The organism is Pandoraea aquatica, assembly GCF_902459565.1.
In the GTDB taxonomy this organism is placed as follows: Bacteria; Pseudomonadota; Gammaproteobacteria; order Burkholderiales; family Burkholderiaceae; genus Pandoraea; species Pandoraea aquatica.
Genome location: NZ_CABPSN010000001.1, coordinates 294,450 through 320,798 on the forward strand (window position 1 = coordinate 294,450; position 26,349 = coordinate 320,798).

At 62.5% G+C, this 26,349-nt stretch carries 23 protein-coding genes; 8 read left to right on the forward strand and 15 right to left on the reverse strand.

Annotated elements, in window-relative coordinates; translation table 11 throughout:
* Positions 1–16 precede the first annotated feature (16 nt).
* The 9 genes from PAQ31011_RS01175 to PAQ31011_RS01215 form a co-directional block, all read right to left on the reverse strand.
* A complete protein-coding gene (locus PAQ31011_RS01175) occupies positions 17–1,195 on the reverse strand; it encodes an acyl-CoA dehydrogenase family protein (RefSeq protein ID WP_174989851.1) in 1,179 nt (392 codons plus the stop codon).
* Positions 1,192–2,262: an ABC transporter ATP-binding protein gene (locus PAQ31011_RS01180; protein ID WP_150574107.1), complete on the reverse strand. Its 1,071-nt coding sequence runs from the start codon at positions 2,260–2,262 to the stop codon at positions 1,192–1,194. Before PAQ31011_RS01180 ends, PAQ31011_RS01175 begins: the two co-directional genes overlap by 4 nt.
* A complete protein-coding gene (locus PAQ31011_RS01185; RefSeq protein WP_150574108.1) occupies positions 2,262–3,332 on the reverse strand; it encodes an ABC transporter ATP-binding protein in 1,071 nt (356 codons plus the stop codon). Before PAQ31011_RS01185 ends, PAQ31011_RS01180 begins: the two co-directional genes overlap by 1 nt.
* The gene (locus PAQ31011_RS01190) at positions 3,332–4,231 is read right to left on the reverse strand and encodes an ABC transporter permease (RefSeq protein WP_150574109.1); all 900 of its coding nucleotides are present in this window, start codon (positions 4,229–4,231) and stop codon (positions 3,332–3,334) included. The genes PAQ31011_RS01185 and PAQ31011_RS01190 overlap by 1 nt, the downstream gene beginning before the upstream one ends.
* Positions 4,224–5,141, reverse strand: a complete 918-nt coding sequence (locus tag PAQ31011_RS01195; protein WP_150574110.1) for an ABC transporter permease — start codon at positions 5,139–5,141, stop codon at positions 4,224–4,226. Before PAQ31011_RS01195 ends, PAQ31011_RS01190 begins: the two co-directional genes overlap by 8 nt.
* Complete coding sequence (locus PAQ31011_RS01200) at positions 5,138–6,898, reverse strand: AMP-binding protein (protein WP_174989854.1); 1,761 nt, start codon at positions 6,896–6,898, stop codon at positions 5,138–5,140. Before PAQ31011_RS01200 ends, PAQ31011_RS01195 begins: the two co-directional genes overlap by 4 nt.
* A 58-nt stretch (positions 6,899–6,956) precedes the next feature.
* Entirely contained in the window at positions 6,957–8,522 is a 1,566-nt protein-coding gene (locus PAQ31011_RS01205; RefSeq protein ID WP_150574112.1) for an ABC transporter substrate-binding protein, read from the reverse strand.
* Positions 8,523–8,583: 61 nt separating this feature from the next.
* The gene (locus tag PAQ31011_RS01210) at positions 8,584–9,357 is read right to left on the reverse strand and encodes an SDR family NAD(P)-dependent oxidoreductase (protein WP_150574113.1); all 774 of its coding nucleotides are present in this window, start codon (positions 9,355–9,357) and stop codon (positions 8,584–8,586) included.
* A 359-nt stretch (positions 9,358–9,716) separates the two neighbouring features.
* Positions 9,717–11,327: an FAD-dependent oxidoreductase gene (locus PAQ31011_RS01215; RefSeq protein ID WP_150574114.1), complete on the reverse strand. Its 1,611-nt coding sequence runs from the start codon at positions 11,325–11,327 to the stop codon at positions 9,717–9,719.
* A gap of 72 nt (positions 11,328–11,399) precedes the next feature.
* On the opposite strand from PAQ31011_RS01215, the gene PAQ31011_RS01220 reads away from it, so the two are divergent.
* Complete coding sequence (locus PAQ31011_RS01220) at positions 11,400–11,621, forward strand: acyl-CoA carboxylase biotin carboxyl carrier protein subunit (RefSeq protein WP_150574115.1); 222 nt, start codon at positions 11,400–11,402, stop codon at positions 11,619–11,621.
* 73 nt (positions 11,622–11,694) lie between these two features.
* Here the strand turns inward: PAQ31011_RS01220 and PAQ31011_RS01225 are convergent, their stop codons facing one another.
* Positions 11,695–13,284, reverse strand: a complete 1,590-nt coding sequence (locus PAQ31011_RS01225; protein ID WP_246179274.1) for an ABC transporter substrate-binding protein — start codon at positions 13,282–13,284, stop codon at positions 11,695–11,697.
* Positions 13,285–13,545: 261 nt separating this feature from the next.
* On the opposite strand from PAQ31011_RS01225, the gene PAQ31011_RS01230 reads away from it, so the two are divergent.
* From PAQ31011_RS01230 to PAQ31011_RS01255, 6 genes are all read left to right on the forward strand, one after another.
* Entirely contained in the window at positions 13,546–15,084 is a 1,539-nt protein-coding gene (locus PAQ31011_RS01230; RefSeq protein ID WP_174989856.1) for an acyl-CoA carboxylase subunit beta, read from the forward strand.
* Positions 15,085–15,140: 56 nt separating this feature from the next.
* On the forward strand, positions 15,141–15,929 hold the full coding sequence (locus tag PAQ31011_RS01235; protein WP_150574117.1) for an enoyl-CoA hydratase/isomerase family protein: 789 nt from the start codon (positions 15,141–15,143) through the stop codon (positions 15,927–15,929).
* A gap of 145 nt (positions 15,930–16,074) precedes the next feature.
* Positions 16,075–17,016 carry an IclR family transcriptional regulator gene (locus PAQ31011_RS01240; protein WP_150574118.1) on the forward strand — a complete coding sequence of 314 codons (942 nt, stop codon included), beginning with the start codon at positions 16,075–16,077 and terminating at the stop codon, positions 17,014–17,016.
* Between the two features lie 76 nt (positions 17,017–17,092).
* On the forward strand, positions 17,093–18,445 hold the full coding sequence (locus PAQ31011_RS01245; protein ID WP_150574119.1) for an acetyl-CoA carboxylase biotin carboxylase subunit: 1,353 nt from the start codon (positions 17,093–17,095) through the stop codon (positions 18,443–18,445).
* A 110-nt stretch (positions 18,446–18,555) separates the two neighbouring features.
* Entirely contained in the window at positions 18,556–18,858 is a 303-nt protein-coding gene (locus PAQ31011_RS01250; protein WP_150574120.1) for an ArsR/SmtB family transcription factor, read from the forward strand.
* 73 nt (positions 18,859–18,931) lie between these two features.
* Positions 18,932–19,906, forward strand: a complete 975-nt coding sequence (locus PAQ31011_RS01255; RefSeq protein ID WP_150574121.1) for a zinc-dependent alcohol dehydrogenase family protein — start codon at positions 18,932–18,934, stop codon at positions 19,904–19,906.
* Here PAQ31011_RS01255 and PAQ31011_RS01260 read toward each other — a convergent pair.
* The 5 genes from PAQ31011_RS01260 to PAQ31011_RS01280 all read right to left on the reverse strand — a co-directional run bounded on the left by PAQ31011_RS01260 (position 19,903) and on the right by PAQ31011_RS01280 (position 25,350).
* Positions 19,903–20,865 carry a Csu type fimbrial protein gene (locus PAQ31011_RS01260; RefSeq protein ID WP_150574122.1) on the reverse strand — a complete coding sequence of 321 codons (963 nt, stop codon included), beginning with the start codon at positions 20,863–20,865 and terminating at the stop codon, positions 19,903–19,905. The two genes, PAQ31011_RS01255 and PAQ31011_RS01260, sit on opposite strands and share 4 nt — an antisense overlap.
* 13 nt (positions 20,866–20,878) lie before the next feature.
* Positions 20,879–23,302: a fimbria/pilus outer membrane usher protein gene (locus PAQ31011_RS01265; protein ID WP_150574836.1), complete on the reverse strand. Its 2,424-nt coding sequence runs from the start codon at positions 23,300–23,302 to the stop codon at positions 20,879–20,881.
* Between the two features lie 37 nt (positions 23,303–23,339).
* Complete coding sequence (locus tag PAQ31011_RS01270; RefSeq protein WP_246179368.1) at positions 23,340–24,119, reverse strand: fimbrial biogenesis chaperone; 780 nt, start codon at positions 24,117–24,119, stop codon at positions 23,340–23,342.
* Positions 24,120–24,173: 54 nt separating this feature from the next.
* Positions 24,174–24,689 (reverse strand): Csu type fimbrial protein, encoded by a 516-nt coding sequence (locus PAQ31011_RS01275; RefSeq protein WP_150574123.1) that lies wholly within the window; start codon positions 24,687–24,689, stop codon positions 24,174–24,176.
* Between the two features lie 91 nt (positions 24,690–24,780).
* On the reverse strand, positions 24,781–25,350 hold the full coding sequence (locus tag PAQ31011_RS01280) for a spore coat protein U domain-containing protein (protein ID WP_150574124.1): 570 nt from the start codon (positions 25,348–25,350) through the stop codon (positions 24,781–24,783).
* 306 nt (positions 25,351–25,656) lie between these two features.
* Between PAQ31011_RS01280 and PAQ31011_RS01285 the strand changes: the two genes are divergently transcribed.
* A complete protein-coding gene (locus PAQ31011_RS01285) occupies positions 25,657–26,346 on the forward strand; it encodes a response regulator (RefSeq protein ID WP_150574125.1) in 690 nt (229 codons plus the stop codon).
* The last annotated feature ends 3 nt before the right edge of the window (positions 26,347–26,349 follow it).

Sequence of the window (26,349 nt, forward strand, 5' to 3'; positions counted from 1 at the left end):
CGTATAAGCGCGAGGCTCAGCGCTGCAACGTCGAATCGAAGGACTCGCCCAGTTCGGCGGCACCGACGATCTGGGCCGTCTTGTCGTGCCCGACGTGCAGGATGTGCGTGTTCAGATCGCGAATCAGACGCGCCAGCGGGAACTCGTCGAACAGCGCCGTCGAGCCGGCCAGCATGATCAGCGTGTGCGACATCTCCAGTGCCGCATGCGCGCAGATCGATTTCGCTTGCATCGAGATCAGTTCCGCGCGTTGCACATCACCCGTGCGCCAGGCGTCGATGGCGTTTTCGAAGACGACTTGTGCCCCGTGCAACTGGGTCTTCGCCTCGCCCATGCGTAACTGCACGAACGGATCTTTGCCCCGGCCACGCTCGACCAGACTCTGACGCACCCACTCGTAAGCGCCTTCGATCATGCCGAGATAATTCGCCGTGAAGCCGAGATGGAAGCGCCCCTGCCAGCGTCCTCGGGGGTAGACGCCGGGCTCGCCGAGCACGTGGAGCTCGTCGATGAAGACGTCGTTCAGGTAGATCTCCGGGCTCGGGCACACGCGCATGCCGGTTGGGCGGTACCAGTCGTGATTGACGCTGAGTCCCTCCATTCCCGGCTCGACGATGACCATCAGGTGCGACTTGAAGTACTCGGTTTCGCCTTCGATGGTCGCGAACACGATGGCGACGCCATTCTCATAGCCATTCGTCGCATAGTTCTTGTTGCCGTTGACGATGTAGCCGCCGTCGACCCGCTTCGCTGTGGTCTTAAGCACGTACATATGCTTGCGCCCAGCCTCGCTGCCGACGAACGAGGAAACGCTCATCCCCTGCGTCATAGGCTTCACGAAGCGCTCGCGCTGCGCGTCGGTGCCCAGTTCGTCGAGTGCCCACGCCACGTGGTTCTGTACCTGCATGCAGTGTGCGGTGCCCGGTGACACACGAGCCACGCGCCGCATCGCTTGCAGGAATGTGGCCGGATCGGAGGACATGACGTTGCTGCCAAGGCCACCGTGCTCCTTACGCACGGTGGCAGTGAGCAAGCCGAGCTCGAACAAGTCCTGCAAGTTCTCGAACGGCATGCCCGCCGCGTCGTGATACGCGCGCTCGCGTGCCGGAAAGCGGCTTTTCACGACCGATTCCAGCGCGGCAAGCACCTCGGGGTTGCCCTGCCGGGACAATGAAGGGGTTTCCGCAAAATTCATGATGCCTCCTGAAAGGGGACCGCCTGAGCTTCCGGAGCGGAGGTCTTGGCGGTTTCTATCGCTTTCGGGCCGATGGCGCGCGCAGCGGTGTTCGCTGTCGCGACGGGAATCGTCTCCGCGAAATGACATGTCACCCAGTGGCGCGGCGCAATCTCCCGCGCGACCGGCTTCTCCTCACGACATCGCGCTGCCGCATGCGGGCAACGCGGATGAAACGGGCATCCCGACGGGGGATTCATCGGCGATGGAATTTCGCCGGCCACCGCCTGTTCGCCGCTGCCGCCACGCGCGTCGACGGACGCAATCAGCGCCTGCGTATACGGATGACGCGCGCCTCGCATCAGCGTCGCGGTATCGGCGACTTCCATGAACTCGCCGAGGTACAGCACCCCGATGCGCTGGCTCATGTACGCCACGACCGCCAGATCGTGCGAGATCAGCAGATAGGTCAGATCGAGCGTGCCCTGAAGGTCCTTGAGCAGGTTCAAGATCTGGGCCTGAATCGACACATCGAGTGCGGAAACCGGTTCGTCGAGGATCATGCAGCGCGGGCTGAGACTGAGCGCGCGGGCAATCGCCACGCGCTGACGTTGTCCGCCGGACAGCTCATGTGGGAACTTGCGCCCTGCGGCGCTCGGCAGCCCGACGAGTCGCAAGAGTTCGTCGACGCGCTGGACGCGACCGGCGTTGTCGAGCGTGCGATGGATGCGCAACGGCTCGTCGATAATCCGGCCGACGCGCGTGCGCGGATTCAGCGCGCTGTACGGGTCTTGCAAGACGGGTTGCAGCACACGATGAAAGTGTTCGCGTGCCTGTGCGCTCAGTTGCTGGATGTCTTGCCCGTCGACCTTGACTTCGCCGCTCGTTGCCGGTTCGGCCAGCATCAGCATCTTGGCGATGGTGCTCTTGCCGGAGCCGGACTCTCCCACCAGGCCGAAGGTCGCACCGGGCTCGACGTCGAAGGTGACGCCGGCCACGGCATGCAGCGGCCGTGAGCGACCCAGCAAGCCGCGGCGCACATCGTAGGTTTTCCGGAGATTGCGCACCGAAAGATACGGTTGAGACATCACGCCACCTCCCTGCGCACGCGCGCTGCACCATTCACTGCGGCGTCGGCATCGGCGTCGCCAGTCTCATTACCGCGCGGTGCGGCCGATTGAGTCCACATCTGCATGGTCTGCCAGCACGCGCTGCGGCGCGCCCCGCCCTGCCACTCGAACCAATCCGGATACTGGTCGCGGCATTGCTGCGTCGCGAGCGGACAGCGCGGCGCGAACCGGCAACCCTGAGGCCACTCGGTGAGGCCCGGCTGCTGCCCCGGAATCGCTTCAAGACGCTTCTCGTAGCGTCCCAGCGACGGCACAGCACGCAGCAAACCTGCGGTGTACGGATGCGTCGGGCGCGCGAACACATCGGCAATCGGCCCCGATTCGACAATGCGACCGCCGTACATGATCGCGACGTCGTCGCAGAACTGCGACGCCAGGTGCAGGTCATGCGTGACGAAGATCAAAGCCATGTTGCGTTGCTGCTGAAGCTCACGCAGGAGTTTGAGAATCTGGAGCTGCACTGTGACGTCGAGCGCAGTGGTCGGCTCGTCGCAAATGAGCAATTGGGGCGAGAGCGCGATGTTGATGGCGATCGATACGCGCTGACGCATGCCGCCGCTGAATTGAAACGGGTAGCTGTCCAGACGCTCCAGCGCGGCCGGAATCTTCACGCGCTCGAGCACATCGACACTTAGACGGCGCAGTTCGGCCTTGTCGCGAATGCCCCGATGCACGCGAAAGATCTCGGCAACCTGGTCGCCGATGGTCAGCAGCGGGTTGAGCGACGTCATGGCATCCTGCAGAATCATGCCGATCTCGCGGCCGCGAATTTTTGCCATTTCCGCATGCGAAAGCCGGGTGAGATCGCGCCCCTTGTAGCGCACTTCCCCCTGTACGACCCGACCGTTCGACGGCAGCAGTCCGAGCAGCGTATTGCACGTCATGCTCTTGCCTGAGCCGGACTCGCCGACCAGTGCCAGCGAGCGCCCTGCTTCGACGCGCAGGCTCACGTTGTCCACCGCCGTGACGACACCCTGCTTGCCGCGCAGCATCGTCGTGAGATTCTTCGCTTCGAGGAGTACCGTCATCACCACCCCCTCGACATGGTCGGGCTTAGCCGGTCACGCAGCGCGTCGCCGAGCTGGTTCGCCAGCAGCACGGTCACCATCAGTACGATGCCGGGAATGCCGCAGATCCACCACGCGGTTTCCAGGTAGCCCCGGCCATCGGCGATCATGGCGCCCCACGACGGCGTCGGCGGCTGAACGCCCAGACCGAGAAACGAAAGCGTCGCCTCAAGAATGATGATGGTGCCGATGTCAAGCGTGGCAAGCACGATGAAGGTGTTGACCACGTTCGGCACGATATGGGCAAACATCACGCGAAAGCGCGACGCACCCGCGAGTTTGGCGAGCAGCACGAAGTCGCGTGAGCGCAACGACAACGCCTCGGCGCGGGTGACACGGGCGAAGCGGGCCCAGTTGGCCAGACTCAGCACGATCACCAGATTGAAGACGCTGAACCCGATGGCGCCGACGAGCACCAGCGCGAGAATCACCGCCGGCAAGGCCAGCTGGATATCGGCGATACGCATGGCGACGGCGTCGACCCACCCGCCGAGATAGCCCGCAGCAATGCCGAACAGGCTACCGAAGATGCCTGCGATAAGCACTGCACAAAACGCCACATACAACGAAATCTGTGAGCCCCAGATCACACGCGACAGCAGGTCGCGGCCCAACTGATCGGTGCCGAACCAGTGGGCCGCCGATGGCGGCTTGAGAATGTCGCTCAGCGAGATCGCGTTCGGGTCGTAGGGCGAGAGCCATTGCGGGGCCAGCGCGACGACGATCAGCGCCACGGCAAGCGCCAGGCATACCCACAGCTGTACGTCGCGCCAGAGTCTACGGCGCGCACGCGTCTGCGGCGCCGGCACACTGACCTCGGCCGGGCGTTGCTGCAAATCCTGGGGAGTGACCTCATGCATAACGAATCCTCGGATCGACGTAGGCGTAGAGCACGTCCACCGCCAGGTTGAGCAAGGTGAAGATCAGCGCACCGACCGTGACGGCGGCCTGCACGACCGTGTAGTCGAGATTGGAGATCGAATCGAGGATCAGGCGGCCGATGCCTGGCCACGAGAAGATGAATTCGACCGACACCGCACCGCCCATCAGAATGCCGAACTGCAACGCAGTGAATGTAATCATCGGCAGCAGCGCATTGCGCAACGCGTGTCGAAAGACAATCGTGCGCTCGGGCACGCCCTTGATGCGCGCAAACTTGATGTACTCCGTGTCGAGCACTTCCGACATACTCGACCGCGTCAGTCGCATGATCCCCGCGGCCGAATACCAGCCCAGCGCCACAGCGGGCATGACGAGATGCGAGAACGTGCCGTAGCCGTTCGTGGGGAACCACGACAATTGAATGGAAAACAGGCGGATGAAGAGCAGGCTGAACAGGAATGGCGGTGCGGCCTGCCCCAATACGGCGAAGAGCTTGGCGCACTGATCGATCGCGCCGCCGCGACGCACTGCGGCGACGGCCCCGAGCGGCACTCCGACGAGAATGCCCAATCCGAGCGCCGACGTTGTGAGAAGCAACGTCGGGCCAAGCGCGCCAAGCACCACGTCGAGTGCTGGACGCGAGAACCGGTAGGAGATACCGAGTTGCCCCTGGAGCAGATGCCAGAGGTAGCTGCCGTACTGCAAGGCCACCGGACGATCCAGCCCCATTTCGTGACGCAGCAGCGCGCGGTCGGCCTCGGTAGCCTCGGGCGGGAGCATCAGGTGCGTCGGATCGCCGATCAGCCGCACGATCAGGAAGATGACCAGCGTGACGAGCAATACCGTGATCAGCGACTGCGCCACGCGACGCGTGAGATAGCGAATCATGCGTGTGCTCCCCCATCGGCCGTCGCGCTGGTCGATTCGTCGTCGCCCTTGAGATTGCGCGTGGCACGATCGCGCAGCTCCAGCTTGCGGATCTTTTGACTGCCGGTCAGCGGCCAGACATCGATAAACTCCACGTAGCGCGGTACTTTGTAGCTCGCAATGTGCTCGCGACAATACTGTTGCAGGGCGAAGGGCGAGATCTCGGCCCCCTCCTGTCGTTCGACGTACGCATATCCCACTTCGCCCAGACGTGCATCTGGCACGCCCACGACGACGGCCTGTCGCACACCCGGATAGGTCTTGAGGAAGACTTCGATTTCCTGCGTCGCGACGTTGAAGCCGCCGGGCTTAATCATCTCCTTCACGCGACCCCGATACGTCAGATAGCCATCGCTGTCGAGTTCGCCGAGGTCGCCGGTGAGCAGCCAGCCACTGGCGTCGATAGTTTTGCGGTCTTCATCCGGCATGCGGTAGTAGCCTTTCATGACCACGTAGCCGGAAATGCAGATCTGGCCGATCGATCCGGCGGGCAGCTCCTTTCCGGTCTCGATGTCGGTAATGCGTACTTTCACTCCGCGCACGGGGCGGCCGTTCGTGCGCGAGCGCTTTTCGTACGGATCGTCCCAACGTGTGCGCACGACCGCGTTGGACGTCTCCGACATGCCGTACGCGCTGACAAGTTCAGGCACGTCCAGCGTGCGGCTGACCCATTCGAACGACGCCGTGGGCAGCGGCGCACCGGTGCCGGTGCGCAGACTCGACAGGTCGTATTGCCCGATATCGGGGAACGCCTTGAGGTCCTGCACGATGGTGTCGACGAAGAAGCTGACGGTGATGTGCTCACGCTCGACAAGTTCGCAGAAGCATTTCGGCGAGAACTGATCCGCAATGACCATTGCCGCGCCGGAGAGCGCCATAGCCAGCGTGTAGAACGTACCCGTTGCGGTAAAAAGGGGCACGCACGAGAGGTAGCGGTCTTGCGATGTCAGCCGCAGACACTGCGCCGCGTAGTGGTTGTTGGCGAGCAATGCGCCGTGGCGGACCATCGCGCCCTTCGGGAACGAGGTCGTCCCCGAGGTGTAGAGAATCTGGGCGACGTCGTCGGCCTTCACCTTTGCGAAACGACGCTCCAGTGTCCCGTCGTCCAACCGGCTCTTTCCGTGTGTTTCGACGGCGTGAAAGCTCTCCATGCCAGCGTGCAACGTGCGTTCATCGGGCAGGCCGATGACGCGGCGCAGGGCCGGCATACGCTCGCATTGCCACGCGCCGCGCCGCTGCGTGGTCCAGTCGGGCACGAGCTGCGCGAGAATGTCGAAGTAGCGCACGCCCCGCCCCGACGAACCGCCTCGCTCCTGAACAATCAGCGTGGTGGCTTCCGACTGGCTGAGTACATACGCCACGTCGCTGTCGCGAAACCGGGTGTTCACGGGCACGAGCACCGCGCCGATGAGCGGCACGGCCCAGCGTGCGATCAACCACTCCGTGCTGTCGGACATCCACAGTGCCACGTTCTCGCCGGGCCCCACACCCAGCGACATCAGGCCGCGGGCGAACGCATGAATGCGTTGCACGAGCTGACGGAAGGTCAGGCGCGTGTCGCCATGGACCACCGCCTCGCGCTCGCCATGTGCCTGGGCGATCCATGTCAGCGCGCTCGCGAACGTCTCGTGCGTCCAGTCGATCGTGTCGACCCGCGCGGCCACCACCGCCGAGGCGGTGTGGGCCGGGGGCGGAACACTGTCGTCGTGTCGGTTCATGTTCGGATTCATCGGTTCGGGTGTGCTCTGGTTGCCTGAGTTCTCGACATCGCGAAGCTCACTTCCAGCTCAGGCTGCGCAGGTTGTAATACCCGCTGCCATGCTGCGGCTCCCAATTCAGCTTCACGTCCTGCGCGAACGTGTAATAGAGCTCGGTAATCAGCACGGCGTGGCCATCGTCATGCAACAGGCGACCAATCTTCTTGAAGATCTCGTCGCGTTGTTCTCGCGACGTCGCGGCATCACCCTGTGCCACGAGCTTTTCGACTTCCGGGTTGAAGTAATCCGACCACGTGCCATCCTTCGTTGCCGCGCCGCTGATCGGATGGACCGGGTCGTAGATGGCGTTGGAGAACTGCATCATCGTCATCGGTCCGCCCTTGTGCGTGTTATTCAGGCGACTCCACGCGGCGTAGTCGATGACCTTCACATTCGTCTTCACCCCGATGGCCGACCAGTACGCCGCGATCACCTCGCAGAGTTCCTTCGGGTTGTCAGTCGGGCACAGCAGGTCGGTCGTAAATCCGTTCGGATAGCCGCCTTGCGCCAGCAGTTTCTTCGCCTGCGCGGGATCGTATGGGTACGGCTTTAGCGTGCGATCGACGCCGTACGGGTAGCTGGACGACACATATGAGGACATCTGTGCACCCACGCCATGCAACGCCTGCCCGATGATCGCCCTGGTATCGAGCGCATAGTTCAGCGCGAGGCGCACCTCGCGCTTCGAGAGCGGCGTGCCCGGCACGTTCGAGTAGAGCCGCACGGCGAGCGGGCTGCCCACCGGAACCGACTTGACAGTGAGGCCAGCGTTGGCCTTCAGGCGCGCCACGTCGACGCTCGGTACATAGTCGATCACATCGACTTCACCATTGAGCAGCGCATTGATACGACTACTCGCCTCGGGAATGACTTTGAAGACAAGCCGCTTGATGCCCGGCTTCGCGCCCCAGTAGCCGTCAAAGCGTTCGAGCGTCACCGACTGCCCGATCTTCTGTTCGACGAACTTGTACGGGCCGGACCCGATCGGCGCGCGGGCGAATGCCTCGGGCGACGCGAGTCCTTCGGTGTAGGCTTTCGGCACCAGCAGCAGATAACCTGCGATCTTGTTAAGGAACGCCCCGTCCTGTCGTTTCAGATGAAACACGACGGTTGTGTCATTCGGCGCGTCCACGTGGTCGACGAGGTTCGCGAAGTATGGCCGCCGCGTGCTCTTCGTTTCGGGCGCGACGATGCGCTCAAGCGAATACTTCACATCCCTGGCAGTGAGCTTCGCGCCGTTGTGAAACTTGACGTCGTTGCGCAGCGTGAACGTGTACTGAAGGCCGTCGGGTGCGATTTTCACGCCTGTGGCGACACTGGGCTTCAGGTTGCCGTCGATGTCGAACGCGTACAGCGAGTCGAACAACTGCCAGCCGTAGCGCTGAGAATCGCCCGTGGCGGCGACCTGAGCGTCGAGGTTATTGATATCTTTGCCGACGGCGAACACCACCGTGTCGCGGTCGACGGCGGGCTTTCCGCCAATGGCGGATGCGGCCGTCGACGTCAGGAGCGCCGCGCACAGCGCGATACCCGAACCGATCCACGCGACCTGGCGTGACCATGCATGCAATGCCCGTGTGTGCATTGAATTCTCCGAAGAAGAGCGATGAACGAAGCGATATCCGGCTGAGAAAGATCAGCCGACGTTAGCGCAACGTCTCCGGCCCGCCCTTGACATAGATGATCTGCCCCGAAACGAACGACGCGTCTTCGCTGCAGAGAAAAGCGACGACATTGGCGATGTCACGTGGAACGCCGACGCGGCCGAGCGGAATGCTCTTGGCGCGCTGCCGTTTGTATTCCTCGGGATCGATGCCGCGACGCTCCGCCGTCTGACGCGTCATTTCGGTGTCGACGAACCCCGGCGCTACCGCGTTGACGTTGATGTTGAAGGGGCCCAGCTCGATGGCGGCGGTGCGCGTGAAGGCTTGTAACCCCGCCTTGGCCGACGAGTAATTCGCCTGCCCGCGATTGCCGAGTGCCGATGTCGAAGAGAGATTGACGATCTTGCCGCTGCGTTGTTCGACCATGTGTCGTTGCGCGGCGCGCGTGCACAGAAAAGTGCCGCGCAAATGGACGTTCATGACGCGATCCCAGTCGTCCACAGACATCTTGAACAGCAGATTGTCTCGTGTGACGCCTGCGTTGTTCACGAGGACGTCGAGTCCGCCGAGTTGCGCGATCACTTGCGTGAAGAGCGTTTCGACTTGGGCCTCATCCGTGACGTCGCAACCAAAGCCCGCGGCGTCATGCCCGCCGTCGCGCTTCAGCGCTTTTGCCGCAGATTGCGCAGCGTCTGCCGAGATATCGCAGATCGCCACGCGCGCACCCTCCTGCGCGAACCGTTCGGCCGTCGCGTAGCCGATGCCACGCGCGCCGCCCGTCACTAGAACCACCTTTCCCTGGAAGCGATTGCTCATGCGCTTGCGTCTCCTGGTTGTGGCGCTGCCTGATCTGTGTCGGCAGTCGTCGTAATGGAAACCAGTCTAGTCACGCGTGGCGAGATGGTCAATATTTGAAACAAATAACTTTGCTTAATTTTCATCAGGGATAACTCTCAGTTCAATCGATACACCATCGGTTATCTTTATAACGCAAGCGTGAGCCAGTCTTTATATGGATTTTTGCTTAGCAAATCACAGTACTCCGTTCACGTTTTTCTGCGAAAATTATCGCATCACTTATTCCACTATTTGAACATTATGATTGGATTTCAAGCATGAGCATCCGAAGTGCGGTTCATTTAAGTTGCCTGATGCACTCGAATGCTGGAGGTGCATCAGGCACGCCGCACATCGACGGAATTCACTTCGTCACTCGCCTCGGTGGCATCGCGAGTGCGGGACGCATTCCGACCGGCAATGCGCCCGCCGACGATGCATTCCGCCAGATTGCCGCCCGCCATATAGATGTGCCCGAACACACTGCCGAGTTCGCCTGCCGCATAGAGGCCAGCAATCGGCTCGCCGAAGGGGTCCAGCACTCGCTGGGCGGCATCGTGCACGGGGCCGCCCTGCGTGTTGATGACGACCGGCCACAGCGACGCGGCATAAAACGGCCCTTCGGCGAGTGGCGTCATCGTCTCGGGGCGGCGGCCGAATGCGTCGTCGTGCCCCGCCTCGCAACCGGCATTCCACTCATTCACCGTGCGCGCGAGTCCTGCCGCGTCGATGCCGAGCTTTTGCGCCAGCGCTTCGAGCGTGTCGGCCTTTTGCAGCAAACCATTCTCCGCCTCCTTCAGGTTGTCGCTACTCCACTCGTACCAGGCCTCGCGATCGTTCGTGATCGAGCGCCCCATCGGATACATGCGACGTCCGGCCTCATCGAAGATCAGGTAGGACGGCAGGCGGTCGTGTCGGTAAGCCGACGGGTCGTAGTGATCGAACTGGCGCACGCCGGTATCCGATATGTACGGCGGATACTCATTGACGTAGCGGCGTCCGCGCTGATCGACGATGATCCATGCCATCTTCGGCAGCGGCTTCGTCTCGCGCTCCGGCGTCCACATCGGCAGGATTTTGGCGTAGATGCCAAACGGATACGATGGATCGGGGTGTCGTATGCCATACGGCCCGTGGTGATGCCACATATGCCAGAGCGCCGCGCCTGCGGCTTGCGCCATGCGGATGCCGTCGCCGGTATTGCCGCGAAAGCTGCCCGGCAGAACGGGCGTCGAGACAAAGAACTGGCGCTTCATTTCCTCGTCTGCCTCGAATCCCCCGCAGGCGAGCACGACAGCACGCTGCGCGCGCACGCGCAGCGATTCGTTGTCGCGCCGCAGTCGCACACCCAGTATTTCGCGCCGCTCACCCTGCTCCAGTCGTTCGACGCGAGTCGAGAGCCAGACGTCGATGCGCCCTTGGGCGCGACGTGCCTCGACGTTATCGAGCAGCAGCTTGAAGAGCAGGCAACCCGGGCGGAATGGGCGCGCTGCGAGATACCCGGCCGGATCGCCAAAGCCGGGAATCGATTCGATGTCGGCGTAGGCCAGCGAATCGCAGCCCGGGAATGGATAGTTGCCGAGTGCTGCGTCGACGCGAACGACGGCGTCGTTCGTGCGTGCCAGTTCGCGCAGATAGTCGGGCACTTCCGTCATGCCGACGGCGAGCGCGCGCAACACGTCGTCTGGCGTGCGGCCACCGCACGTGTGTTGCAAGTAGGCAAACGCGGCCTCGGCATCATCGGAGACGCGCACGCCGCCGGCAGACAGGATCGAAATGCCGCCGGGGTCGGGCATCTTTTCAATCAGCAGCACTCGCGCACCCGCATCCGCCGCCTCGATGGCGGCAACCGCCCCCGCCGCGCCATAGCCCGCGACGATGACGTCGTACGTCGCGTGCCACTGCGCGTGCGCACCCCGATGTTCCGAAGCTTCCAAGAATGCAACCATGTGTCGACGACTCCTCGTTGTTCACTGACCATCATCTGTTGAGCCATTCATCACCACCCGGAGGAAACCGAGATGTCCCACCAAGCCATTCGCTCTGAAATCACCGGCACCGTGTGTCAGGTACTTGTCGCCGAGGGCGACACGGTGTCCGAAGATCAGGCGCTGCTCATGGTCGAATCGATGAAAATGGAGATCCCCGTCATTGCGCCGCGCGCCGGGCGCGTGACGAAAGTGCACTTCAATGTGGGCGATCCGATTGGCGAGGGCGACGCCGCCGTCAGTCTCGACGGCTGAAGGCTGCGCCCTCGCCTGTCCGTCCGATCGAGTCGCCGTGCGTCGCATCGCGTGACGCACGGCAAAACGCCTCTCAATGCCAGGCCACTTTGCGGAAGTTCAGGAAGCCCGAGCCCTGCTGCACTTCCCATGTCAGCGTTTTCTTCTTTGCGAAGACATTGAACAGCTCTGTCACGAGCACGGCTGAGGCGTCGTCGTGCAGGATCTTGCCGATCTTGCGGAAGAGCACGCCGCGCGCTTCGGCGCCGGTTGTCGTATCGAGTTGTTTGAGCAGCGCCTCAACTTCCGGGTTGTAGTAGTCGGACCAGGCACCGTCCTTCGAGAACGATCCCGCCACCGGATGGATCGGGTCGTAGATCGCGTTGGTGAACTGGGTGGTCGTCATCGGCCCGGTTTTGTGCGTGTTGTTCAGGCGACTCCACGCGGCGTAGTCAATGCGATTGATGTCCACCTTGACGCCGACCTGCCCCCAGTAGGCGGCGAGTGCTTCAGCAAACTCTTTGGGCGTCCCGACGGCGTCGTAGAGCTTGATCGAGAAGCCGTTCGGGTAGCCGGCCTGCTTGAGCAAAGCGCGCGCTTTTGCCGGGTCATAAGGGTACGGAGCGATGCTCGGGTCGCCGCCGTAAGGGAAGTATTTCGAGATGAAAGTGCCCATCGGTGCACCAACGCCATGGAAAACGCCTTTGATGATGGCATTGGCGTCGACAGCGTAGTTCAGTGCGAGCCGAACGTCGCGCTTGGCCAGTGGCGAGTCCGGCACATTCGAGTACAGGCGCACATGCATGGGCGACGACACCGGGTTTGTGATGACATCGAGGGCTGTGTCCTGGCGCAGTCGCGCAACTTCGGCAAGTGGGATCATGGCGGCGATATCCACTTCGCCGGAGATGATCGCGTTCACGCGACTCGACGGCTCCGGGATGTACTTGAATACCAGCGTTTTGATCGCCGGCTTGTCGCCGTAGAAGTCATCGAAGCGCTCGAGTTCAAGGTACTGCCCGACTTTGTTTGTCTTTACGCGATACGGCCCCGAGCCGATGGGCGCGGCCGCGAATGCCTCGGCATTCGGTAGCGACGATGTGTACTTCTGCGGAACGATGAACAGGAAGCCTGCGATCTTGTTGAGGAAGACGCCGTCCGGCTGCTTAAGGCGAATGCGTACCGTCAACGGATCTGGCGTGTCGATGGCGTCGATGACGGGGGCAAAATAAGGGCGTCGCGTACTTTTCGAGGCCGGATCGATCACACGCTCGATGGAGTACTTCACGTCGCCCGATGTGAACGGGTCGCCGTTATGAAACTTAATATTGGGCCGTAGCTTGAACGTATACGTCAGGCCGTCGGAGGACATGGTGTAGTTGGTGGCCATGCGCGGCACGATGTTGCCCTTGGCATCGAAGCCGTAGAGCGTGTCGAAGAGCGACATCGCATAACGCTGCGAATCGCCGCTCGCCGTAACCAGCGCATCGAGGCTCTGGATTTCCTTGTCGAGCGCCACGACCAACGTGTTCCTATCTACGGCGGGCCCCGTCTTGTCGGCTGCCATCGCGCCCGACGCCCCCATTACGCCCAGCACTCCCGTGGCCAGTGCAGCCACCGCCGCCCCCGCCCGCAACCCCGATGCCATGCGCGTTACGACGCGCCGTCCCGTCAATCGATTCATTTCGACCTCTCTTTGTTTGTACACATATTGGAATTACAGACGCATCGAAAACCTCACCCGGATTTGCACCAATTTATCTGGCGCCTTGTTGAAATATCCGCTATAAAAGCTAGGAAACATGATTAACGATGTCAATAAGCGATCATACCGACACGACATCGATGCTCACGTAGCGCACCATATAATCGTTATTTATTTCAATATATGGATATACGGAAAGGCGCACTTGCTTTCCGTGCCCATCGCACCGCCAGGACGCTCATGGACAAACGCAAGATCGAAGAACTGCAAAGCCGCCGCGACGCCATCCGGGCATCGACATCGGCGGCTGCGATCGACAAACTGCGCGAGCAAGGCAAGCTCACGGCGCGCGAGCGCATCGCACTGCTGCTCGACGACGGCAGCTTTGTCGAGATGGGCGTGCACGCCCACAGTGCGCACCCGTCACTGCGCGAGCGAACCCCGGCCGACGGCATCGTGACCGGGCACGGCACCATCGACGGACGCATTGTCTATGTCGCAGCGGACGATGCGACCGTGCTGGGCGGCACGCGAGGACGTGTGGGAGAAATCAAGATCGCGCGCGTGCGCGATGCTGCGTTGCGTCACAGAAAACCCTTCATTGCACTGATGGAAGCCGGTGCGGCGCGTGTGCAAGAGAGCTTTGGCGCGATGGCCGCAAACATGGGCGCGCGCTTTGCGGATCACTTCCGGATGTCCGGACAGATTCCGCAGCTCGCCGCGATTCTTGGACCGGCATTTGGCGGTCCGTCGTTCACTGCCGCACAGTCCGATTTCACCGCGCTCGCGCGTGGCACGGGCGTGATGGGGATGTCGGGACCACTCGTCGTGAAGGTTGGCACCGGCGAGACGGTCACCCCCGACGCCATTGGTGGCGCGGATCTCAGCGAGACCGTCACCGGTCAGGCCGACTACGTCGGTGACACGGAAGCCGACACGCTGCGCAGTCTGCGAACGTTCCTGTCGTTTCTCCCGAGCCACAGCGGCGAGCTGCCGCCGGTCGTCGAGGCGAAGCCCGCGGCCGTCGACACGGAGGAAGGACGCGAGAAGTTGCGTACGCTCATTCCGGACATCGGGCGTCAGGCGTACGACATGAAGCGAGTGCTGAGCCTGATCGTCGACGCAGGCGACCTCTTCCATTATCGGCCGCGCTATGGCCCCAATCTGATTACGGCATTCGGACGGATCGATGGGCAGCCGGTCGGCTTCGTGGCGTCGAATCCGATGGCGCGCGGCGGCGTGATGGACGAGAAAACAGCACAGAAGGCGCGTAAGTTCGTCGATGTTTGCGACGCGTTTCACGTCCCGCTTGTCTTCATTTGCGACGCACCAGGATTTCTCGTCGGCCCGGACATCGAGAAACACCGCATGGTGTCGCTCGCTGCCCGGCTGCTCAACACCGTGTGCGCGGCGTCAGTCCCCAAAATTACGTTCGTAGCCCGCAAAGCCATCGGTCTGGCGTATCTCGCGATGTGCGGCCGCGCCATGCGGCCCGACTATCTTGCGGCCTGGCCGGGGGCGCATTTCGACGTGATGGGGCCTGAAGCCGGCGTCGAACTGGTGTTCGGCCGGGAGATTGCCGCCGCACCGGATCCGGCCGCACGCAAAGCGGAGATCATGGCGCGTCTTGACGAGCAGTCGAGCGCCTACGAGGCCGCCGCACAGGGCTGGATCGACGACGTGATCGACCCTGCCGAAACGCGCGACGCGATCAGGCAGGCGCTTGCGGCAGCAGCAGACTCACGTCAGCCAGGATTCAAGCACCGCATCGATCCCTGAGACAACGCACTGCGTCTCTACCTATCTACCTATTTGCGAAGCGCGGCATTGCGACCATGACTATCGACTTCAGAGTGAGCGACGGCGTCGCGACGGTGCGGTTAAACCGCCCCGAAGCGCTCAATGCCATCGACTATCCGATGCGCACTCGCTTGCAGGCGCTTTGGCGGCACATCGGCGGCACGCCGGAGATTCGCGCGGTTGTCATCACGGGGGCCGGTGATCGCGCATTCAGTAGCGGCGCAGATCTTCGGCTCACGCCGCCACCGACGACGTCCTTCGCAGCACAGACATTTCGCGGCGAAGGTGCTGAACCCGAAGCAGGATCGCTCACGCTGGGCATGGACTTCGACACCCCTGTGATTTGCGCATTCAACGGGCTGGCGTACGGTGGCGGACTCGAAATCGGACTGGCATGCGACATTCGCATCGCAGCCGATACGGCACGTTTTGCATTGCCGGAGGTGAGCGTCGGCTCCATGCCAGGTTCAGGTGGGACGCAGCGGTTGCCGCGTCTGATCGGCAGTGCGAACGCCATGTGGATGCTGCTGACCGGCGAAGCCATCGACGCGCAGACAGCGCTGCGCATCGGTCTGGTGAGCCACGTTGTCGCGCAGAATGCGCTTATGGAGGTGGCGACGTCGATCGCACGCCGGATTGCCGACGCGGCGCCACTTGCGGTGCGGGCGATCAAACAGGCGGCACGCAATGGCATGGATATGCCACTGTCGCCGGCGCTGACCTACGAGCGTCATCTGTGGGGGCTATTGCGCGACACCGAAGATCGCAAGGAGGGACGCGAGGCTTTCGCTGCGAAGCGCGCGGCGGTGTTTCGAGGCCGCTGACGGCATCCCGGTTTGCGAGACAATACCGGTTTCGTTCGTTTTCCGTACTTTGTGGCGTCGCACTATCGACGATGCCTTGCCACGTCGCTTGTACGTCAGCTTCACTTTGTCTGCCTGCGGCAGACGCCGAAATGGATAGATTTTCATGAGCCTGCCTCCACGACACGCCAGCGACATTGACGACATCGAGTCCGAGGACTTCGCCAATGACATGGCCGACGCCGCAGACTTCGTGCCGGACCTCACGACGAACGGCAGCCATGCAAGCGCCACTACGGGGCACCGGGCGAGCGAAGGCACGCAGAGCATCCAGCGCGCAATCGCGGTGCTGCGCCTCGTTGCCATGTGCGGCCCCCAGGGTTTGCGTCTTCATGAGATTGCCGAGGGCCTGGCGTTGGAGCGCATCACTGCGCATCGCATCGTCAAAGGGTTGGCGTTCAGCAACATGCTGCAACTCGACCCGCAGGCGCGCCGTTACACGCTCGGTCATACGGCGTATCTGCTTGGCCTGAACGCATCCCCGGCATTCGATCTTCGGGAGCGCTGCCAGCCAACGTTGCGACGGCTCGCCGACCTGACGGGCGACTCCGTCTTTCTGATGGTGCGAAGCGGGCATGAAGCCGTGTGCTTCGATCACTTGCAGGGTAGCTATCCGATTCGCACTCATAGCCTGAAGATTGGTGCACGCCGGGCGCTCGGTGCCGGTGCCGGTGCCATGGCGTTGCTCGCTGCGTTGCCCGACAACGCTGTAGAAGCCGCAATCGCAGCGAACGCCGTGCATTTGCCCCGCTATCGCGACATCTCGCCAGCGCGCCTGCGCGAGCTGGTCGCGCGAACGCGCGCTGACGGCTATGCGACGAACGTGCAAACGGTGATCGCCGACGTGAGCGCCATCGGCATGACATTGCCGCGCAAGGAAGGCCCTGCGTTCGTGTCAATCAGCGTTGCATCGATTGCGTCGCGCATGACCGGTGCGCATCTTGAGGAGGCGCTGCATGCGCTGCGTCTCGAATCCGATGCGCTCGGCCGTCACCTGGACGACGCACGGATCGCTTGGGGAGGATTGGCGGACAGCCTTTGCGCCTGACGCCCGTGCCGCGACTTACCGGCAGCACCCTAGTGCGCCCGTTGCGGTAGAAAATGAAAACGACGAAGGAGAAGACATGTTTGCGAAGGTCCTCGTAGCGAATCGCGGCGCAGTCGCAGCACGCATCATCCGTGCGTTGCGCCAGATGAACATTCGTTCCGTGGCGGTCTGTTCCGAAGCGGATGCCACACTCCCCTATCTGGCGCAGGCCGACGAGGTGTACGCCATCGGTCCCGCACCCGCCATGTCGAGCTATCTCGATCAGGATCGCCTGATCGACGTGCTGGCACGCTCGAAGGCGGAAGCCGTGCACCCGGGGTACGGCTTCCTTTCCGAGAACGCGGCCTTCGCGCGTCGCGTGATGGAGGCCGGCGCAGCGTTCATCGGACCGTCGCCGCGCTGGATCGAAGCGATGGGGCACAAGACCCGCGCACGAGAACTGATGGCCCGCTACGGCATGCCCATGTCGCCCAGCTCGGGATTGCTCGACGATCATGCCGATTCGATCAGTGCCGCCGCACGCGCCATCGGCTACCCGGTGCTCATCAAACCGGCGGCCGGAGGCGGTGGCATCGGCATGGTGCCTGCGCGCGACGAAGTTTCGCTGCTTGCGGCGATCGCTCAGGCCCGCTCCGTCTCCCAAAAGAGCTTCGGTAACGGCGAGCTTTATCTGGAAAAGCTCATCGAGCGCCCGCGCCACATCGAGTTTCAGATACTTGCGGACAAGGCAGGTAACGCATGTCACCTGTTCGAGCGCGATTGTTCGGTGCAGCGCCGTCATCAGAAGGTCATCGAGGAGTCGCCTGCCCCGCTGTTGCCGCGTCGCGACATGGAGACCACTGCGGAGAAGATTGCCGGGTTGCTTCAAGAGATCGGTTACGACGTCATCGGCACCGCCGAAACGCTGTTCGGTGCCGATGGCACCTGTAACTTCCTTGAGATGAATACGCGCTTGCAGGTCGAACACGCGGTGACGGAGGCGATCACGGGTATCGATCTGGTGACATCGCAGATCCTGTTGGCTGCGGGGGAAGCGCTGGCGACGGTCATACCCGATCCGCCCCGTGTAAACGGCCACGCTATCGAGGTGCGTGTGTACGCCGAGGATCCGGTGCGCTTCTTCCCGTCGCCTGGAAAGCTGGACACCTTCGAACTCCCCAAGGGGGATGGCATCCGCGTCGAGACCGGATATGGGCCGGGCAATACGGTCACGCCGTATTACGACCCGCTGCTGGCGAAGGTCATCGTGCACGCCACAGACCGCGCCGCAGCGATTCGCCGGATGCGCGAAGCGCTCAGTGCGACGCAGATCCGCGGGGTGAAAACGAATATCCCGTTCGCGCTCCAGGTGCTCGACGACGAGCTCTTTCAGCTCGGACACATTCACACCGGGCTGGGGACCGATATTCTCGCTGCCGCGCGTCATTGAGCTGGCCTCGCCGTCATGCCCATTGGGGGCCGGGCGGCGACTCGCCCTCCCCGCGCTTGTGACCTCGACAGCGGATTGACATATCGGAAAATCCCGATACAATCCCGGCCATGGATTTGCTCGAAATCTTCAAAGCGCTCTCGAACCGCACTCGCCTTGAGATCCTGAAAGGTCTGAAGGATCCCGTGAAGAACTTTCCGCCTCAGGACGAGGGCGACGTTCACACGGTGGGGGTTTGCGTCAGCAGCATTCAGGAAGGCGTCGGTCTGTCGCAGTCGACGGTGTCCGACTACCTCGCAACGCTGCAACGCGCTGGCCTCGTCGAAGTCCGGCGCATCGGTCAGTGGACCTACTACAAGCGCAATGAAGTCACCATCAGTGCCCTCGCCCGCATGATCGGGAAGGAACTGTAATCGACGTTCAATTTTTTTATCCGACAATATCGATAAATCTCGATATCCCGGTTTATCGAATCAGGAGTTCTCAATGAAGGCCGTCATGCTGAAGTCGTTTGGAAATTCGGAATCGTTCGCGCTTGAGGAGACGCCTACGCCCACGCCTCAGGCGGGGCAAGTGCTGGTCCGCGTCCATGCCACCTCCATCAACCCGCTGGATTATCAAGTGCGACGCGGCGACTATCCGGACCTCGTTCCGTTGCCGACGATTACCGGGCATGACGTATCAGGCGTTGTCGAAGCCGTCGGGCCGGGCGTCACGAGTTTCTCGGTTGGCGATGAGGTCTGGTACACCCCGCAGATCTTCGACGGCCCCGGCAGCTATGCCGAGTATCACGTCGCGAGCGAGCACATTGTCGGCAAGAAGCCCCCTTCGCTGTCCCATCTCGAAGCGGCCAGCCTGCCGCTGGTTGGCGGCACGGCGTGGGAAGCGCTGGTCGAACGCGCGGCACTGCGTGTTGGCGAAAGCGTTCTCGTGCATGGCGGTGCGGGTGGTGTCGGGCATGTGGCGATTCAGCTCGCCAAGGCCATGGGCGCTCGCGTCTTCACCACGGCACGTGAGGCAAACGCACCGTTCGTCCGTGAAATGGGGGCCGACGTCGTCATCGACTACGAGAAGGAGGATTACGTCGACGCTATCCTGCGAGAGACGAACGGCCACGGCGTCGATGTCGTTTTCGACACCATCGGCGGCGACACCTTGTCGCGCACCCCCGACGTGCTCGCGCAACTTGGCCGCGTCGTCACGATTGTCGATATTGCGCAGCCACAGAACCTCGTGCAGGCCTGGGGCAAGAACGCCAGTTATCACTTTGTCTTTACACGGCAAAACCGGGGCAAGCTCGACGAATTGAGCGCACTGGTCGAGCGAGGCCAACTGCGGCCACATGTCGGTGCGGTCTACTCGCTGGCCGACATTCCGGCGGCTCACGCGCTGCTTGAGCGTCGTAACAACGGCCTGCGGGGAAAGATTGCGATTTCGGTCGCGCCGTCCATCTCTCGCTAATAGCGAACGTCGACGATCACAGTGTCCAGATACGTGCCCGGCGGCGGCGTCAATTGATCCTTATAAATCTTGGCGACGTAGGGGAATTGCTTCACCGACACGCCGTCGGCCGCGCCATTGCTCGACACGCGGTTGCTCGTCTGGCCCCAGATCGTGCCGGTGCTTGCGTCGTAGATGTCGTACTGAAGCCACTTTCCTGCGTTCGTCATCTGACGCCGGCCATTGGTGGCGGCTTGCACGCCGGGGCTCATGCCCACGGTGTAGAGCATCCCCTTGGTGCAATTCATCGACAGACTGCCGCTGACCGGCGCGAAGCCCGAGACCGCTGGTGCCGCACCGAAACTCACATCGGGCACGGTCATCGTGCAGTCGTTCGTCACCACCAGCGTGACTGGAATCGACACACGCGTGGACCCGGCGACCACATCGCCCAGGCACCGTCTTAGGATGGCCGCACCGTTGCACAATTCCCATTCCCACAAAATCGAGACGGTGTCCGTGTAGGTGCCGGCCGTCACGTTGCTACCGGTGACAGTCCGTAGATACAGCGACATCGATGCCGCACCTCCGTCCCATCCGGGCCACGTCAGGATCCCCGAGTCGGCCCAGTTGTAGCGCTGACCGATCGTGAGCTGACGGGTGAAATCCTTGTCCGAGAACATCGTATAGCTCACGGTGTCGCCGGTCGGACCAAGCAGTTTCCCGCTGTTTGTGGTCGTCACCGTACCGTTGATGACGTCCGCACTCCCGATGCCAACGGCCATCGATTTGCATGACACCCCGGCCTTGGGCGATGACGTCGCCTGTTGCTGAAGGTTAACTAGCAACGATGTGACGGTCCCGAGCACCAGCGGCGTTGGCGTGTCCACCTTGCATTGCGCCAGCGCCAGCGATGGAGCCAACAAGCCCGCGAGGCCCAGCACCGCAAAGTACCGAACGAGTCTGAAGATCCGCTTCATGAGGCCTCCTGTATCAGTCATTGCAGACCAGCGGCCCGACGCGATGCATGGTCTCGGACTGCACGTCGACGAAGAAATGGGTGTCGCAACGGCGGCCATCCGGTAACGTCACACGCAGATGATTCGTGCTCGATAGGTTCTCGAAATACGTCGCGCCACTCCACCCGACCGGCGCATTCTGTCCGCTCTCGAGGTGCCGCACGCTCGCGCCCACCGGAATCGCTTTGCCGTGCGAGTCCGTCAGCGTGATGCTCGCCGAGACGATGGGCTGCACCGGGAACGTCACCAGCGCGCCAGCACGTTGACGCACCGCAACGCGCCGCTCGACCACCGGCACCCTCACGTTACCGGGCAGATTGAGCGGGTCGATCTCGTATTTCGCGGTGTAATAAGACGGGGTCCACGGCACCAGCAGGTGTCCGCTGCTATCCGTCTCGCCAATGCGCTGGTTCTCGTACTTGACGGGAATGCCCTGGCGGCCCTGTGTGTCGATGAGCACGAACGCGTCTGCGATCCGGTTTGACGGCATCACGGAACCGTCCATCACGACCAGCGTCCCCTGCAAGTTGGCCCAACGGGTATAGCCCGCCCCCGAGCTGCCGCGTCCGTCGCCATGCCCGTCTCCATACACACCGCCCTGCATTTGGAAGTACCGATTGCGCCAGGTCAGATCGGCTTGCTGGTAATGCGACGCGCCGCCTGCGTACCCAAGATTCCAGCCCAGACCGCCGTCGGTCGGCACACTGCGGCTGTACTGGACCCGCTCGGTCCACTGATTTTGACGATCTCGCGCACCACTGGCGGTCACAACGTCGCGCCCGCCCAGCGGCACGATCAACTGGATCTGCGCCTCCACCCCGTGCTGCCCGATGGCGCGGTTCAGCGAGGCGTAGAGCGTCGCGCGCCCTAACACCTGCCGGGTGTAGGAAACGTTGACGATGCGCGTGCGCGAACCGTCGCCGCTACGCACGTCGAAATACCCGGTGCCGATCGATCCGCCCGAGGTCCCCAGGTTCAGCGCAGCAGTGGCCTGTGTACTGCGTCGCACCATCCGGTCGCCGATGGCCGCCGGGACGTCATAGGCCGACAGGTCCCGGAATCCGGCCGAGCGCTGAGTGCGTTGAAACGCCACGCTGAAAAGTTGCGACGAATAGGCATAGCCGAAGGCGTATTGTTGGCCGCTCTCGCCGCGTAAGATGCTTCGCGCGGTCGACGCGTTGACGACACCGAGACGTCCGACGCTCACGTTGAAGCCGACGCCGCCAAGCCCGAAGCGCTCGCCACCCTCCGCGTGCCCTTCCACCGTCACGAGATCCGTCAGACCGTGACGCACCGTGCCCGACATCGCAAACTTGCCGTATGAGAACGAACGGATGCCGTAATCGCGTCGCATTGCCCCGGCCGAGAAGGCGTAATCCGACAGCCCCTTTTGCAGGAGCGTATTGGCGACGTAGAAAGGAATCGTGGTGGCGACTCGGCGTCCGAGCGCGTCGGTCGTGACGACGGTGGCTTCGCCCGCACCGTTGATGAACGGCACATTGTTCATCACGAACGGACCGGGATTGACCTGTCCGCCCGCCGCCTTGCTGCCATTGATAAAAAGATCGACGGCGGTCGGCACGGCGGCCTGACCGGCAAACCGGGGCAACGGATACGTGACGATGTCGGGCCGCACATTGAAGTCGCGTGCGATCGACACGCCGCCAATGCGCACGGCGCTCGTCCATGAGATCGCACTCGTTACGAGGTCGCCTGCGGCGTAGGTCACCATCCGGTCCTGATCCGAATAGGTCCACGTCGTGTCGTAGCGCAAATAGCGGTTCTCACCCGGACCGGGTGTCCGCCCTGCGCCGTATGACCGGCGATAGACGCCGGTGTTGCTGAGCGTGCCCCACGTGTCGAACAGACGTTGCTCCGTCCATGCAGACACGTACCCCGCCCCGCGAATCGGCGACTGGGTGAAGACGTCATAGTTGAAAAGCATCCCACGGCTGACGGCGGCGGGTGTGCGGTCGTAGCGCCGCGCGACCCCCACTATCTGAGGTGGCAACCAGTCGGCCGGCACGGTGAGACTGAGACGCTGTCCTGCGGTGTCGTAGGCAACCTCCACATCATCCAGTCGCGCGATGTCGACCATGGCGTCAGGCGCGGCATCGATAGCGGCATCGGTACTCACCGACACCTTGGCAAGATCGCTCGCGCGGGCGTAGTACTTGCCGCCGAGTTGGCGAATCGGCACAACCTGACCACTCGCGAGTCCGTTGACGACGAGCTCGAGATACAACGTGCCGCCCGACGCATCCTGCGACGGCGACGGCAACCGGGCGGCGTAGGTTTCTGCCAGCAGCGTGGCTTCGCCGGCACGCACCGAGTGCGTCGTCGCCAGCAGGATTACCGTTGCCCACACGACGCACCGTACGCACGGCAACTGCGCCATTCCGAGAATGCTTGCTTTCAAGGCATCCCCCGGGCTTTTAGGGCTGAAGGCTCTGGGCTGACGAGATAAGAACGCCCGCGACACCGTTGACCGTCGCGACAAGGCGCGACGCTGGGGACGCTTGCATTCCTTCAGGGAGCGGCCAGCGCATCTGCGCGCCCGGCAACACATAGCCGAGCAGGCCTTCACCGACGGACGTCGTCGTCGCGCCCGACGTCACGGCGAGCGACGTAATGCGCGCATGGACAGCGCCTCGGTTGCTCAGCACGAGCCATCGCTTGCCCTCGCTGAGCGCCACCTGCCAGACGAGCGCGGGCACCGCAAGGCGGTCGTGTTCGCGCGGGTGCTCCGCAGTGTCCTTGGTCCGAACCCCGGCGCCGTTGACGAACAGCGGAATCGAGTAATGCATCTGGAATCGAACGCCCACCGTGCTTCCGCTTTCGGGCACTGCCGGATCTCTCGGCTGCGGAATCTCATCTACCAGTACGCGATAGGCAGTCTCGGTACCCGGCGCAACGTCGTCCAGCTTCGTTAGCCGGATCAGTTGCCGCTGCCCGGGCGACACGTTCGCCACAGGCGGGCTACCGACCACGCGCTGCTGGTTCTCGGCGTACAGGTCCTCCCAGCCGGACTGACGCCACGCGAGTACACGGATCTGCAATGTGACGGGATGCACGTCGCGGTTCTCGAGCCAGAGCGCCGTCGCTCGCTGATCGCTTTCGATGACCGGGTCGATTGGCCAGATCATCACGGACGTGGCCGCCTGCGTCGGGATCGAAGCACACAGCACAATCACGCAGGCAATACGACGCCACATGCACACCGGAAAGCCGGCCGACATCGTTTCAGTCATGCTGAATTCCTTATTGACTCAGTAAGTCACCGTGACCTGCGCGGTATCGGTGTAGACACCGGCGGGCAATGCGCCGCCGGGTAACGTGAGCGAGCCATAGATCGGCAGATTGACCACACCCGACACGGATAAAGTCACCGTCTGCCCGATACCGAGGACCTGTGTTCGGCTGGCATCTGCATAAAGCTGGTAGGCAACGAGCGCACCGCCCGGGCCCTGCAAATTGCGACGCTGATTGGCCGCGTCCGGCTTCAGGCCGCCACCGACGGAGAGTCGAAGTGTGCTACCGGGTGTGCATTCGAATTGCAGACTGCCGCCCTGCGCTACCGCGCTCACATCGCCCGCAGTCATCGCAGGCAGCACGCCGAAATCGAGTGTGCCGAAATCCTGCCCGCCGCCCTTGAGCCCGCAGCCCGCCACGATTTGAGCGGAGACGGTCATCGTTCTCGTTTTCGGGAGCAACGTATCGGCAACCCCAACGGCGGGTAGCGTCAACGCGCCTGCGAGCACATGTACGCCAATACATCGCCACATAGGTCGTCCTCAGAAACCGGTGGCCCCACGGTAGATGGGGTTCTGTGGGGCGAAGACTCGCAGGAGCCGATAAGCAATCAGCGGCGAGCCATCACCAGCCCACGGTGACGTTCAGCACGTCCGTGTAGGTGCCTGCGGCCAGGGCCGAGGTGCTCGTCTTGCGAATCGCGCCGTAGATCGGCAAGGCGAGCGCTGTGCCGGGCGTGGACAGCGTGACGGTTTGAGCGGTGCCCGCGACGTACTGATTGGCACGTGCGGCGTCCGAGTACACCTCATACGGCACATACGACGTGCCATTCGCCAATGCTCGGGTGCCCGCCCCGACTGTGCTGCCCTTACCGGCGTTCTGACCGCCGTCGACAGTGACCTTGACGGAGGTCACGTCTGGCGAGCATGTCATCTGGGTCGACGATGGCGTGGTACCGCCCCCGGTGGCCTGTGACGTTATCGCACCTGAAAAGCCGCTGGGTTGCGTGCCGAAATCCAGTGAGCCAAAGTTGGTCGATGCCCCCACCGAACCGCTACCGGTGCTAATGGCACAACCGCTCGTCAGAACGAGCTTCGCATTGACGGTGCCGTTGACCGGCGTCGATTGAGGTTGGGCGATCGATGCGACCAATGCGCACGAAGCGACAACGAGCATTTGCACGTAAACATTCATGGTTTTCCTCGTCGATCCGTAAAAATCGGACTGCCAATTTATCAATGGTGAAATACCGCTTTCGAATCACCGATACAGACTTGCGTCGGCCGTAAGACACGCTAATATGTGCGCACACCCGTGTCGAAAATGCGTGTCTGTCAACCCCGAAAATCCGCTTCCCTTCCACCGGACGCGGCATGAGTCGAAGCATCGCACGCTGATTTCAAGAGTCTTTTTGGCAATTATTTGGAATTGGTTAAGCGGTTTCCGATGCTTCGCCGTTATCGACGTTTTCTTTTTTCGGTTTCTCAGCCCATTTTCATCATGCCGCAACCCAGAATTCTGATCGTTGAAGACGACACGGACAGCGCAAGCATTCTCGATGCGTATCTGCGCAAGGACGGCTATTGCGTCGCCATCGCTCATGACGGATCAAGCGCGGTCCGTTTGTACGCGCAATGGCATCCCGATCTGGTCCTGCTCGATCTGATGCTCCCCGAGATGAACGGCACCGAGGTTCTGTCGTCCATTCGCCGTGCGGGCGACACGCCGGTCATCATCGTCACCGCCATCGGCGATGAGCCGGACAAGCTCGGCGCGTTGAGGTACGGCGCAGACGATTACGTCGTCAAACCGTACAGCCCGCGAGAGGTCGTCGCCCGGGTTCACGCCGTCTTGCGCCGCTCGCGCCCGGCGTCGAAAGAAAATGACGTGCTGCGCTACGGGCGACTGGTTGTTCATCGCGAAGCCGTGCAGGCCAACGTTGAGAACGAAGCGGGCGAGCCGGTCGCGCTGAGTCTGACGCCTGCCGAGTTCAACTTGCTGGCGACGCTCTTGCGCACACCGTTCAAGGCATTCACGCGGGAAGAACTGCTGCGGCAGTGCCTGCCCGAAAGCGACGCGCTGGAGCGCACCGTGGACGTCCACATCTTCAACCTGCGACGCAAGCTGGAACAGCACGGGATCAAGGGCGTGCTCGTCACTGTGCGCGCCGTGGGTTACCGTTTCCAATGAGCG

Excerpts from the sequence above, each read along its gene's own strand:
- PAQ31011_RS01210 (WP_150574113.1), bottom strand. The coding sequence starts at position 9,357 with ATGAGCAATCGCTTCCAGGGAAAGGTGGTTCTAGTGACGGGCGGCGCG.
- PAQ31011_RS01205 (WP_150574112.1), bottom strand. The coding sequence starts at position 8,522 with ATGCACACACGGGCATTGCATGCATGGTCACGCCAGGTCGCGTGGATC.
- PAQ31011_RS01255 (WP_150574121.1), top strand. The coding sequence starts at position 18,932 with ATGAAGGCCGTCATGCTGAAGTCGTTTGGAAATTCGGAATCGTTCGCG.
- PAQ31011_RS01245 (WP_150574119.1), top strand. The coding sequence starts at position 17,093 with ATGTTTGCGAAGGTCCTCGTAGCGAATCGCGGCGCAGTCGCAGCACGC.
- PAQ31011_RS01195 (WP_150574110.1), bottom strand. The coding sequence starts at position 5,141 with ATGATTCGCTATCTCACGCGTCGCGTGGCGCAGTCGCTGATCACGGTA.
- PAQ31011_RS01275 (WP_150574123.1), bottom strand. The coding sequence starts at position 24,689 with ATGTGGCGATGTATTGGCGTACATGTGCTCGCAGGCGCGTTGACGCTA.
- PAQ31011_RS01250 (WP_150574120.1), top strand. The coding sequence starts at position 18,556 with ATGGATTTGCTCGAAATCTTCAAAGCGCTCTCGAACCGCACTCGCCTT.
- PAQ31011_RS01235 (WP_150574117.1), top strand. The coding sequence starts at position 15,141 with ATGACTATCGACTTCAGAGTGAGCGACGGCGTCGCGACGGTGCGGTTA.
- PAQ31011_RS01220 (WP_150574115.1), top strand. The coding sequence starts at position 11,400 with ATGTCCCACCAAGCCATTCGCTCTGAAATCACCGGCACCGTGTGTCAG.
- PAQ31011_RS01230 (WP_174989856.1), top strand. The coding sequence starts at position 13,546 with ATGGACAAACGCAAGATCGAAGAACTGCAAAGCCGCCGCGACGCCATC.
- PAQ31011_RS01190 (WP_150574109.1), bottom strand. The coding sequence starts at position 4,231 with ATGCATGAGGTCACTCCCCAGGATTTGCAGCAACGCCCGGCCGAGGTC.
- PAQ31011_RS01280 (WP_150574124.1), bottom strand. The coding sequence starts at position 25,350 with ATGAATGTTTACGTGCAAATGCTCGTTGTCGCTTCGTGCGCATTGGTC.
- PAQ31011_RS01180 (WP_150574107.1), bottom strand. The coding sequence starts at position 2,262 with ATGTCTCAACCGTATCTTTCGGTGCGCAATCTCCGGAAAACCTACGAT.
- PAQ31011_RS01260 (WP_150574122.1), bottom strand. The coding sequence starts at position 20,865 with ATGAAGCGGATCTTCAGACTCGTTCGGTACTTTGCGGTGCTGGGCCTC.
- PAQ31011_RS01240 (WP_150574118.1), top strand. The coding sequence starts at position 16,075 with ATGAGCCTGCCTCCACGACACGCCAGCGACATTGACGACATCGAGTCC.
- PAQ31011_RS01285 (WP_150574125.1), top strand. The coding sequence starts at position 25,657 with ATGCCGCAACCCAGAATTCTGATCGTTGAAGACGACACGGACAGCGCA.
- PAQ31011_RS01200 (WP_174989854.1), bottom strand. The coding sequence starts at position 6,898 with ATGAACCGACACGACGACAGTGTTCCGCCCCCGGCCCACACCGCCTCG.
- PAQ31011_RS01265 (WP_150574836.1), bottom strand. The coding sequence starts at position 23,302 with ATGGCGCAGTTGCCGTGCGTACGGTGCGTCGTGTGGGCAACGGTAATC.
- PAQ31011_RS01270 (WP_246179368.1), bottom strand. The coding sequence starts at position 24,119 with ATGTGGCGTCGTATTGCCTGCGTGATTGTGCTGTGTGCTTCGATCCCG.
- PAQ31011_RS01175 (WP_174989851.1), bottom strand. The coding sequence starts at position 1,195 with ATGAATTTTGCGGAAACCCCTTCATTGTCCCGGCAGGGCAACCCCGAG.
- PAQ31011_RS01225 (WP_246179274.1), bottom strand. The coding sequence starts at position 13,284 with ATGAATCGATTGACGGGACGGCGCGTCGTAACGCGCATGGCATCGGGG.
- PAQ31011_RS01215 (WP_150574114.1), bottom strand. The coding sequence starts at position 11,327 with ATGGTTGCATTCTTGGAAGCTTCGGAACATCGGGGTGCGCACGCGCAG.
- PAQ31011_RS01185 (WP_150574108.1), bottom strand. The coding sequence starts at position 3,332 with ATGACGGTACTCCTCGAAGCGAAGAATCTCACGACGATGCTGCGCGGC.